The sequence below is a fragment of the Salmonella sp. NW645 genome, from assembly GCF_051703725.1.
Lineage (GTDB): Bacteria > Pseudomonadota > Gammaproteobacteria > Enterobacterales > Enterobacteriaceae > Salmonella > Salmonella enterica.
On the sequence record NZ_JAMMKR010000010.1, the window covers coordinates 15955 to 27927 of the forward strand.

Annotated in this window: 8 protein-coding genes and 1 pseudogene; 6 read left to right on the top strand and 3 right to left on the bottom strand. The window is 52.7% G+C overall.

The annotated features are described in order from the left end of the window. Window positions 1–153: 153 nt before the first annotated feature. The 4 genes from NA389_RS19025 (at window position 154) to gldA (ending at window position 4916) form a co-directional block, all read left to right on the top strand. A complete protein-coding gene (locus NA389_RS19025; protein ID WP_001192092.1) occupies window positions 154–1887 on the top strand; it encodes a phosphoethanolamine transferase CptA in 1734 nt (577 codons plus the stop codon). Window positions 1888–2047: 160 nt separating this feature from the next. Beyond that, window positions 2048–2884, top strand: coding sequence for a helix-turn-helix transcriptional regulator (locus NA389_RS19030; protein ID WP_000274595.1), 837 nt, complete (start codon window positions 2048–2050; stop codon window positions 2882–2884). A 254-nt stretch (window positions 2885–3138) separates the two neighbouring features. Beyond that, complete coding sequence (gene fsa / locus NA389_RS19035) at window positions 3139–3801, top strand: fructose-6-phosphate aldolase (RefSeq protein ID WP_000424866.1); 663 nt, start codon at window positions 3139–3141, stop codon at window positions 3799–3801. An 11-nt stretch (window positions 3802–3812) separates the two neighbouring features. Beyond that, window positions 3813–4916 carry a bifunctional L-1,2-propanediol dehydrogenase/glycerol dehydrogenase gene (gldA, locus tag NA389_RS19040; RefSeq protein WP_000374031.1) on the top strand — a complete coding sequence of 368 codons (1104 nt, stop codon included), beginning with the start codon at window positions 3813–3815 and terminating at the stop codon, window positions 4914–4916. Window positions 4917–5022: 106 nt separating this feature from the next. Here gldA and katG read toward each other — a convergent pair whose 3' ends face one another. The 3 genes from katG to NA389_RS19055 all read right to left on the bottom strand — a co-directional run bounded on the left by katG (window position 5023) and on the right by NA389_RS19055 (window position 10009). Further along, window positions 5023–7203 (bottom strand): catalase/peroxidase HPI, encoded by a 2181-nt coding sequence (gene katG / locus NA389_RS19045; RefSeq protein WP_000108117.1) that lies wholly within the window; start codon window positions 7201–7203, stop codon window positions 5023–5025. Between the two features lie 164 nt (window positions 7204–7367). Beyond that, on the bottom strand, window positions 7368–8258 hold the full coding sequence (metF, locus tag NA389_RS19050; protein ID WP_000007507.1) for a methylenetetrahydrofolate reductase: 891 nt from the start codon (window positions 8256–8258) through the stop codon (window positions 7368–7370). A gap of 194 nt (window positions 8259–8452) precedes the next feature. After that, on the bottom strand, window positions 8453–10009 hold the full coding sequence (locus tag NA389_RS19055; RefSeq protein WP_000865250.1) for a bifunctional metallophosphatase/5'-nucleotidase: 1557 nt from the start codon (window positions 10007–10009) through the stop codon (window positions 8453–8455). 135 nt (window positions 10010–10144) lie between these two features. Here NA389_RS19055 and NA389_RS19060 point away from each other — a divergent pair, with 135 nt between their 5' ends. After that, window positions 10145–11269, top strand: coding sequence for a hypothetical protein (locus NA389_RS19060; RefSeq protein WP_001134815.1), 1125 nt, complete (start codon window positions 10145–10147; stop codon window positions 11267–11269). Between the two features lie 234 nt (window positions 11270–11503). Further along, a pseudogene (locus NA389_RS19065) lies at window positions 11504–11934 on the top strand (hypothetical protein). Window positions 11935–11973: the final 39 nt, after the last annotated feature.

Here is an 11973-nt window from a genome sequence, read left to right on the forward strand (position 1 = left end):
CATCCTGGTCATTTTTTCAATATATTCCTGTCTGCATTTTATGCATTTGTAAATCTTTCTTAGCAAAACGTGCGGCATAAAGCAGGTTTGCTTCAGATTCTTTTAAGGTTCAGGCGTTACGTTTGGCGCTACGATTAAAGACAGGCTCTCATTATGCAATCCACATTACTCCAGACTAAACCCGCGTTTAGCTGGAAAGCCCTGGGCTGGGCACTGCTCTACTTTTGGTTCTTTTCCACCCTCCTGCAGGCCATTATTTATCTCACCGGATACAGTGGGACAAACGGTCTGCGGGATTCGCTACTGTACAGCTCACTGTGGCTGATCCCGGTCTTTCTGTTTCCAGGCCGCATCCGGGTTATTGCTGCCGTTATTGGCGTCGTACTTTGGGCCGCCTCGCTGGCGGCGCTGAGCTATTACGTAATCTACGGGCAGGAGTTCTCGCAAAGCGTGCTGTTTGTGATGTTTGAAACCAACGCCAATGAAGCCAGCGAATATTTAAGCCAATATTTCAGTCTGAAAATTGTTCTTGTCGCGCTGGCTTATACGGTAGCGGCGATTCTGCTGTGGACACGTCTGCGCCCGGTTTATATTCCATCCCCCTGGCGCTATCTGGTGTCGTTTGCCCTGCTGTACGGGCTGATCCTCCATCCCATCGCGATGAATACCTTTATCAAGCATAAGTCGATGGAGAAAACGCTGGATAGCCTGGCGTCACGAATGGAGCCCGCCGCGCCGTGGCAATTTATTACTGGCTACTATCAGTACCGTTTACAGCTCGCTTCGCTGAATAAACTGCTGAATGAAAACGATGCCCTGCCGCCGCTGGCTAACTTCCAGGACCACTCCGGCGATGCGCCGCGCACGCTGGTACTGGTGATTGGCGAATCGACCCAGCGTGGCCGTATGAGTCTGTACGGTTATCCGCGCGAAACCACGCCGGAACTGGACGCACTGCATAAAACCGACCCCGGGCTGACCGTGTTTAATAATGTGGTAACTTCGCGACCGTACACCATTGAGATTCTGCAACAGGCGCTAACGTTCGCGGACGAAAAGAACCCGGACTGGTATCTGACGAAGCCATCGCTGATGAATATGATGAAACAGGCCGGGTATAAAACCTTCTGGATCACTAACCAGCAGACGATGACGGCGCGTAATACCATGCTGACCGTGTTCTCTAAGCAGACTGATAAGCAGTTCTATATGAACCAGCAGCGCACTCAAAGCGCACGCGAATATGACAGCAACGTGCTGGCGCCGTTTAAAGCGGTGTTAGCCGACCCGGCGCCGAAAAAATTCATTATTGTGCATCTGCTGGGAACGCACATTAAATACAAGTTCCGCTATCCAGAAAACCAGGGCAAGTTTGATGGTAAAACCGACCATGTTCCGCCGGGATTAAGCAGCGACGAACTGGAGTCGTATAACGATTACGACAACGCGAATCTGTATAACGACTATGTTGTCGCCAGCCTGATTAAGGACTATAAAGCGACCGATCCGAACGGTTTCCTGCTCTACTTCTCCGATCACGGTGAAGAAGTGTATGACACGCCGCCGCATAAGACGCAGGGACGAAACGAAGATTCGCCAACCCGTCATATGTATACGGTGCCGTTCCTGCTGTGGACCTCAGAGAAATGGCAGGCGGCGCATCCGCGCGACTTCTCACAGGATGTCGATCGTAAGTACAGCAGTTCCGAGCTTATCCATACCTGGTCGGACTTAGCGGGCCTGACCTATGATGGTTACGACCCGACACGTTCCATCACCAACCCGCAGTTCAAAGAGACCACGCGCTGGATTGGCAACCCGTATAAGAAAAACGCGCTGATTGATTATGATACGTTGCCGTATGGCGATCAGGTCGGTAATCAATAGCCTGTATGCTGCCCGATAACGCTAACGCTTATCGGGCCTGGCGTGCTTCTCTCCCGTAGTCCGGATAAGGCGCAAAGCGCCGCTATCCGGCAATAATCGCTTGAGGACATCGGTTTTCGACGTTACTGTTTCCTCTGTTTGCGATCGGCAGGGGATTATCATGTATCACGACGTCAGCCACCTTCTCTCCCGTCTCATCAACGGTCCGCTGCCGCTGCGCCAGATTTATTTTGCCAGCGCCAGCGGCCCAGCGCCGGAACTGGCGTACCAGGTGGATTTTCCGCGGCTGGAGATTGTGCTGGAGGGCGAGCTTACTGACATGAGCATTACCGCCCCGCTCATTCCTTGCGATGTTCTCTACGTTCCGGCTGGCGGCTGGAACATCCCGCAGTGGCAAACGCCCGTCACCACCCTGAGCATTCTGTTTGGCAAACAGCAGTTAGGTTTCAGCGTAGTCCACTGGGATGGTCAGCAGCATCAAAACCTCACGAAACAGCACGTTGCGCGCCGCGGCCCGCGTATAGGCTCGTTCCTGTTACAAACGCTTAATGAGATGCAGATGCAGCCGCAAGAGCAGCAAACGGCCAGATTGATTGTCGCCAGCCTACTAAGCCATTGCCGCGATCTGCTCGGCAGCCAAATCCAGACCGCCTCCCGCAGCCGCGCGCTTTTTGAAGCCATTCGGGAGTATATTGATGAACGCTACGCCGCGCCGTTGACGCGCGAATCGGTAGCACAGGCGTTTTATATCTCGCCAAATTACCTCTCGCACCTGTTCCAGAAAACGGGGGCCATCGGCTTTAACGAATACCTGAACCATACGCGACTGGAACACGCCAAAACGTTGCTGAAGGGCTATGACCTGAAAGTGAAAGAGGTGGCGCACCGCTGCGGCTTTGTCGACAGTAACTATTTCTGCCGCCTGTTTCGCAAAAATACGGAACGCTCGCCGTCGGAGTATCGCCGCCAGTATCACAGCCAGCTAACGGAGAAATAATCCACACGCCAATAAAGAGAATACAGTAGATAAAACGCGCATTTACTGGATTATTGTAATATCAATGCAAAAACCTCACTCCCCCACATGGCATACAACAGCACGTTATACGTTAATCATCACCAACTTGTGAAGTAAATCACACTTTACCAAGAGCATCACATTTGTCCAGTTTTTGGCAGATTTGTCACATAGCGCATCCGGGACACGCTCCTTTATCCTGTCCATAACGAAAACTCACGAAGAGAAAGACTATGGAACTCTATCTGGATACCGCTAACGTAGCGGAAGTTGAACGTCTGGCGCGCATTTTCCCGATTGCCGGCGTCACCACCAATCCAAGCATTGTGGCAGCCAGCAAAGAATCTATCTGGGATGTGCTGCCCAGGCTGCAAAACGCCATCGGCGAAGAAGGCACTTTATTTGCGCAGACCATGAGCCGCGACGCGAAAGGGATGGTGGAAGAAGCCAAACGGCTGAATAACGCCATCCCCGGCATTGTGGTTAAAATTCCGGTGACCGCCGAAGGTCTTGCAGCGATTAAATTGCTGAAAAAAGAAGGCATCGTGACGCTGGGCACCGCCGTCTACAGCGCATCGCAGGGCCTGCTGGCGGCGCTGGCGGGCGCAAAATATGTCGCTCCCTACGTCAACCGCGTTGATGCGCAGGGCGGCGATGGCATTCGTATGGTTCAGGAGCTGCAAACGCTACTGGAACATCACGCTCCCGACAGCATGGTGCTGGCGGCCAGCTTTAAAACACCGCGGCAGGCGCTGGATTGCTTACTGGCAGGTTGCCAGGCGATTACCCTTCCTTTAGATGTAGCGCAACAAATGCTCAATACGCCTGCGGTAGAGTCAGCAATAGAGAAGTTTGAGCAAGACTGGAAAAACGCTTTTGGTAATCTGAACCTGTAGGGGAGAAATGTATGGATCGCATTATTCAGTCACCAGGTAAGTATATTCAGGGTGCAAACGTCATCGCGCGTCTTGGCGATTATTTAAAACCAATGGCGAACAACTGGCTGGTTGTGGGCGATAAATTCGTGCTGGGATTTGCCGAAGAGACGCTGCGCAAAAGCCTGACGGATGCCGGTTTGTCAGTAGAAATCGCCCCGTTTGGCGGCGAATGTTCGCAAAATGAGATCGACAGGCTGCGCGCCGTCGCCGAAAAAAGTCAGTGTGGCGCCGTACTGGGTATCGGCGGCGGTAAAACGCTGGATACCGCCAAAGCGCTGGCGCATTTTATGAACGTCCCGGTCGCTATCGCGCCGACCATCGCCTCTACCGACGCACCGTGCAGCGCGCTCTCGGTTATTTATACCGATGCCGGTGAGTTTGACCGTTATCTGTTGCTGCCGCATAACCCGAATATGGTCATTGTCGATACGCAGATAGTGGCGGGCGCGCCGGCGCGTCTGCTGGCAGCCGGTATCGGCGATGCACTGGCGACCTGGTTTGAAGCGCGCGCCTGCTCACGCAGCGGCGCCACCACAATGGCGGGCGGCAAGTGTACACAGGCCGCGCTGGCGCTGGCGGAGCTATGCTATAACACGCTGATCGAAGAAGGCGAAAAAGCCATGTTGGCCGCCGAACAGCACGTCGTCACGCCAGCGCTGGAGCGCGTCATCGAAGCCAACACCTACCTGAGCGGGGTCGGTTTTGAAAGCGGCGGTCTGGCCGCAGCGCACGCGATTCATAACGGTTTAACGGCGATTCCGGATGCGCACCACTATTATCACGGTGAGAAGGTCGCTTTCGGTACGCTGACGCAACTGGTGCTGGAAAACGCGCCGGTCGAAGAAATCGAAACCGTTGCGGCGCTGTGCCATTCCGTTGGCCTGCCGATTACGCTGGCGCAACTGGATATTAAACAGGATATCCCGGCCAAAATGCGCACCGTCGCGGAAGCCTCCTGCGCAGAAGGTGAAACTATTCATAACATGCCTGGCGGCGCAACGCCGGATGAAGTGTACGCCGCGCTGCTGGTCGCCGACCAGTACGGTCAACGCTTCTTGCAGGAATGGGAATAAGGTCGGCTTGCAATGAAAAATCCCCGCAATTGCGCGGGGATTTTTTTGCCCGGTGGGCATATGAGACGGTAGGCCGGATAAGCGTTAGCGTCATCCGGCATAAGATTTACAACAGATCGAAACGGTCCAGGTTCATCACTTTCACCCATGCCGCGACGAAGTCCTTCACAAACTTCTCGTGCGCATCGCTACACGCGTAAACTTCCGCCAGCGCGCGCAGTACGGAGTTGGAACCAAACACCAGATCGGCGCGGGTAGCCGTGTATTTCACCTCGCCAGTCAGACGATCCCGGCCTTCGAACAGCTCATTAGATTCGTCGGTCGGTTTCCACTCGTAACGCATATCCAGCAGATTAGCGAAGAAGTCTGTGCTGAGCACGCCCGGTCTGTCGGTAAAGACACCGTTCTGGCTGCCGTCAAAGTTGGTTCCCAGCACACGCATCCCGCCAACCAGTACCGTCATTTCCGGCGCGGTCAACGTTAACTGCTGCGCTTTATCAATCAACAGCGATTCGGTCGTCGACACATCCAGACGCGCACGATAGTTACGGAATCCATCGGCAATCGGTTCAAGCAGCGAGAACATCTCGATGTCGGTCTGATCCTGACGCGCATCCACCCGGCCCGGTGCAAAAGGTACGCTGATGCTGACACCCGCAGCAGCGGCCGCCTGCTCGATACCGACCACGCCCGCCAGCACAATAATATCGGCCAGCGAAGCTTTATTCGTCGTTTTCTGGATCTCTTCTAATACCGGCAGAACGCGAGCCGCAACGGCGTTGACCTCCCAGTCGCGCTGAGGCGCTAATGCCAGACGCGCGCCGTTAGCGCCGCCACGCTTATCGCCGCCGCGGAAAGTAGACGCGGATGCCCAGGCAACCGAAACCATCTCGCTAATAGAAAGCCCGGATGCAGCGATCGCCGCTTTCAGGTTGATAATGTCTTCCTGTGTTGGCTGATAGAGCGGTTGCGGCAACGGGTCCTGCCAGATCAGATCTTCTTTCGGCACTTCCGGTCCGATATAACGCGCTTTTGGTCCCATATCTCTGTGCGTCAGTTTGAACCAGGCACGAGCAAAGGCTTCATTAAAGGCCTGCGGATCGTTAAGGAAACGACGGGAAATCTTCTCGAACTCCGGATCAAAACGCAGCGTCAGGTCGGTGACCAGCATGGTTGGCTTACGTTTTTTCGACGGATCGAACGGGTCCGGGATGATGTCCGGCGCGTCTACCGCTTCAAACTGGATAGCGCCAGCCGGACTACGGGTTTGTACCCACTCATATTTGAACAGGTTCTCGAAGAAATAGTTGCTCCACTGGGTCGGCGTCTGCGTCCAGACCACTTCCAGCCCGGAGGTGATAGCATCCGCGCCAACGCCGCTACCATAGCTGCTGGCCCAACCTAAGCCCTGCGCTTCAATCGGCGCGGCTTCCGGATCGGCCCCTACATGGGATGCCGCTGCCGCGCCGTGGGTTTTACCGAGGGTATGCCCGCCAGCGATCAACGCCACGGTCTCTTCGTCGTTCATCCCCATATTGCCAAAGGTAGCGCGAATAGCGGCGGCGGCAGAAAGTGGTTCGCCGCTGTGATCCGGCCCTTCCGGGTTAACGTAGATAAGGCCCATCTCGGTCGCGCCCAGCGGCGCTTTTGCCAGCGCTTCAGGGTGTCGGTGAGTCAACCAGGCTTTTTCATCGCCCCAGTTCACATCCAGATCCGGTTCCCAGACATCTTCACGCCCGGCGCCGAAACCGAAGGTACGGAAGCCGGAGTTTTCCAGCGCCACGTTACCCGCCAGAATAAACAGGTCGGCCCAGGAAATTTTCTGGCCATATTTCTGCTTAATCGGCCACAACAAACGACGCGCCTTATCCAGGCTGACGTTATCCGGCCAGGAGTTAAGCGGCGCAAAACGCTGTTGACCACGACCCGCGCCGCCACGACCATCAATAGAACGGTAGGTGCCAGCGCCATGCCAGGCCATACGAATAAACAAACCGACATAGCTGCCCCAGTCGGCGGGCCACCACGGTTGTGAATCGGTCAGCAGCGCCTTGAGATCCCCTTTCAGGGCGGAGTAGTCTAACTTGCTAAACTCTTTGCGGTAGTCAAAGTCTTCACCCAACGGGTTAGAACGGTTGGAATGTTGATTCAAAAGATCCACACGAAGCTGGTTCGGCCACCAGTCGCGGCTGGCTGTCCCTGCGCCTGCGCTTCGGTCATGCCCCCCCTGATGGAAAGGACATTTTCCAGTGGATAACGTGTTATGGGTATCGTCGGTCGTGCTCATATCTCAGCTCCCTTTTAAAGTGTTACCGTTACGATATACACCAGGAGCAAATAGATATAGTTGAATTAATCCACAGATTCGATAGCTAATACCTTTTATATTTTTAGTTACAGAGATGTAGATCAATATGAGGTGTAATAAAGCTCCCGGCAGGGAGCTGGAGATTATAAACCGGGTCTTACGCCCAGCGTGTGGCAAATGGCATAACTCATTTCCGCACGATTCAACGTGTAGAAGTGGAAATCCTTCACTCCTTCGCGGCTTAAAATTTTCACCATGTCCATCGCAATGTTAGCGCCCACCAGCTTGCGGGTTTCTGCGTCATCATCCAGCCCCTCAAACATCAGTGACATCCAGGACGGAATGCGGACATTGGTCATATCGGCAAATTTTTTCGCCTGTTTAAAATTAGACACCGGTAAAATGCCGGGAATAATTTCTACGTCGATACCGGCGGAAACACAGCGGTCACGAAAACGCAGATAGCTTTCCACATCGAAGAAAAATTGGGTTATCGCGCGGTTAGCGCCAGCATCCACTTTACGCTTCAGATTAAGCAGATCGGCCTGCGCGCTTTTCGCTTCCGGATGTACCTCCGGATAGGCCGCTACTGAAATATCGAAATCGGCCACCTCTTTGAGCAAACCAACCAGATCGGCGGCGTACATCTCCGGCTTACCGCTGCCCGGCGGCAAATCGCCGCGCAAAGCGACAATGTGGCGGATACCGTTATTCCAGTAGTCGCGGGCGATGGTGCGCAGCTCATCGCGCGTGGCGTCAATACAGGTAAGGTGCGGCGCGGCCTCAAGCCCAGTACGCTCTTTAATGCCTTTAATAACGCTATGGGTGCGGTCGCGCTCCCCGGAGTTGGCGCCATACGTTACCGAAACAAACTTCGGTTTCAGACTGCTCAGGCGATCGATGGAGTTCCACAGGGTTTGCTCCATTTCACTGGTGCGCGGCGGGAAAAATTCAAACGAAACGTTAATCTGACCCTGTACTTCCGCCAGGCTCTGATTCAGGGCTTCCCGCTGGTTGGCGTGAAAAAAGCTCATACCTTACCTCATCAATCGCATGTTATTATTTGTTGTGTTGTAAACATCTATCCGTTTAGACGTCCAGATGTAAAAATGACGGAAAAGCAGAAGGACGTCAACTGAAAAATCACGCCAAAGAATGAGGAATATTCAGCAAAGTTGAATTTTCTTCATGTCACGCCGCGACACTGAACGCGCCGCGGCAGGGGAAATTACTTCTTCACATCCGCAACGCGCATCCCTTTGAGCTGCTCATCCGTGATGGTGTTGCCCGCCTTAAAGTAATCAACTATCGCATTCGACACATAGTAGCCGCCGGAGGTATTCCGCGCCTGGCCTTCCGTGAACGCCGCAAAACCATCGCCGCCGTCGGCAAGGAAGCTGTTGGTGGCGATGTGATAAACCGCCGCATCGTCAATCGGTTTGCCATTGAGCGTCAGCACGGTAACCCGCTGGCCGAGAGGTTTGCTGCTGTCATACTTCATCTCCAGCCCTTTAGACACCTGCAATACGCCGTTGCTTAATCCAGCGCCATGCTCCATCAGGCTGCGCAATTGTTTACCGGTTAAATCCATCGTGACCAGTTCATTAGGGAACGGGAAGGTACTGATTACCGCCCCCATCGTCACCGCGCCAGCCGGGATTTCGTTGCGGATACCGCCAGAGTTAGTAAGCGCTAACTGGGTGTCTTTCCCCGCCGTAAAAAGCAGCGCATCCGCCGCCAGGTTCCCCAGCGACGACGATTCGCCATACGCGCGGGTCAGCTCAACCGGCGACTGCGCCACCGTCTGCTGCACGACTTTATCGAGCTTTTTGTTCCAGCCGTCGATCACCTGTTTCGTTTGCGGATCGGGCTTCCACTCATCAGCAAAAATGGTCTTCAGCTCGAAGTTCTTCACCGTAAAGTGGTGTGGTTTCTCTTTGTAATCCAGCACCAGTTTACCCACATCAATACCGCCGCTGTCCGTTGAGAGGATCAGCGTATTGCCGACTTTAATCGGTTCCGGCGTACCGACATGCGCGTGGCCGGTAATCAAAATATCCAGCCCTTTTACCTGACTTGCGGTCTGAATATCTTTATCCAGCGCGCGTCGCACATCGGTATTCCCCATGCTGGACTGGCGGGCCGGGGTGCCTTCGTGAATCAGCGCCACGGTCAGATCGACTTTACCTTTAAGTTCATCAATGTAACGTTGCAGCCACTTAATTTCATCGCGTGCCTCAATGCCTACGCGCGTCGCGGCAGAAACCGTATCATTAAAAGCAAAGACACCGTGTAAGCCGATTACGCCAATCTTGACGCCATCTTTTTCAACAATGGTGTACGGCTTATCCCAGAAGGATTTACTGCTGTCCTCATAAAAAATATTGCCCTGTACGATAGGGAATTTCGCCCGGCTCAGTTGCAACAATGTATTGTCCCAGCCATGATCGAACTCATGATTACCGATAGTGGCAGCGTCATACTGCATGGTATTCAAAATATCGATAATCGCTTTACCCTTGGTCAGGCTGCTGATATACGGCCCGGTAAAGTAATCTCCGGCATCAAAAAACCACGTCGCCTTATTTTTGGCTTTTTCCTGCTTCACCAACGTGGTGATATTGGCCCAACCGCCAATATCGCGTTTACCGTCAGCAATCCACGGCACTTTATAAGGCTCCACATGGGCGTGTAGATCGTTGGTGTAAATAATGGTGACATCTTTAGCGCAGGCCCAGAACGGCAGCGTGAACAAAATACCGGCAGCAAGCAGTTTTACTTTCATAAATAAGTCCCTTTCAGTCATATAAAGATTCGCTACGTTACGTTCTGAAAGGTTTTTTTATGTGAGAGTCCTCACATCCGCGTACCGTTTTATGAAGGCAGAATCAACGACCTGCCAAAATCGTTGGTAAAATGTATGCCGCCTCTGTTCACCATTAATGCCTGCAAAAGCGCTGGTTGTCGCAATCTTGGGCTGCCTGACTCGCCGGATTATGTGTGGCCGGACTATCGCCTGGGTTATCCGGCATTGCACTGTCGAGCCTGCGGCAGTTATCCACCGCTCTTCAACGAGGGGGAATTTCGCCGCTGGGCGTCTGCTTATATCGCGCAATATGCCAAAGAGCATGGTCACTTTTGCCCCGACTGCTATCAAAAAACATGGATTCGTTATGGACGTAATCCCGGCGGAACGCAGCGACTTCAGTGCCAGTACTGTAAGAAGGTCTGGACGCCAAAACAGCACGCGCTGAATGTCGCCGAAACGCCGGAACAGATTTGCAGTATTCCGCTGCTCGTACCGTTTCAGGGAGCGAATGCCTTCCAGCAATTGTACTTTTTATTCAGTTTTGACGCTGTTCGCGGCAATGTTCTTCACCTTTCCAGCAATTTCACGTTACTTTCTGCCGGAAAGAGTTTGCATTACCACTGGAAAGGAATTGCGCCGCCCGAGGGTGAGGATGGCGATATTATCCACCGTATCGCCATTAAAGAACGGCAATTTTTACAGCGCAGTCAGTTCGATGAGATTCAGTATGGCCCGGCGGCGCTTAAACGTAACGCGCAAGGAACAATACTTCGCCCGGTCATTACGGCGCATGGTCATTTTCGGGTGCTGAAAAACCGCTTTCCTGATGTCACGACACACATCATTGCCCATGAGTGTTTTTTGCGCGGCGCGGTCATTACGGCATGGGCGGAGCGGTTTCGCCAGCGTCTCTCCTCGCTGTGGTTCGTTGAGGAAGAGATAAACGATGACGATTGCCGCGCAGAGTGGCAACTGTTAGGCAAAACATGGCAGGGATGGTGGCAAAATCAGTGGCAACTCTGGGGGCAAGGTCACAACCGCAAAATGGTCTGTTCGTTAACTGGTTCCCACTTAGAACAAGGTGTCGCCGTTAATCTGGCGGCCAGTCGCCGCTTTGTTACCTGGCTATGGCAACAACCTGAATTCCAGCAAAGCGCCCACTATTCCGCCAAACGCGTCACGCAAATTCTGTATTTGCTGACGGAAAAATATAACTCACAATGGAATCACATTTAACCCAATGATGTAATGCCACGCATAAAAAATCACAGATTATCATTCAGAAGGCGCTATAGATTTAATCACCTCACATCCTGCTTTTATACGCTGAAAAAGAATAGAACTATTTGATAAAATGGCCCTTCGTTTTAAGTTAAAATCGGCTATAAACGTTATTCACATAATCAATATTTATTATCAATTTAAATAGTTCTATACATTCTTATTTTCTATGGAAAACAAGGGATAAATATGGAAATTACTTTACCGTCAATGTCAGATAAAAAATGGACCTGCGCCGATCTCCTGAGTAGCTATCGATTCTGGGGGATCACTTTTTTCTTTTTGGTGCTCTCTTTTATCAGTTCGCTGGGATCGTCGTATGGTGTTTATTTTTGGAGTAAATCACTGTCTATTCCAGCCGATCGTATTGGTGTTATTCTCGTTTGCATAAATGGCCCATCTGACGTAGTCAGGCTTATCATAGCACAGCAATATTGTGTCTGACGCTTAGCGGCGAAATCCGAACATTGCTGGCGAATGCAAACGAAAATACGGGGATACAGAGCGGCTGGGCGCTATTTTGGGCCTTGCTGTTCCCCCCTGTCGGCATAGCCATTATTCAGGCGAAGATGAATCGATTTATCGTCGCCAATGCAGAAAACGCATCTGACGAAGAATAAACAGATACCCCGGTTTGCCCGCTGCCGGATCTGGCGAAG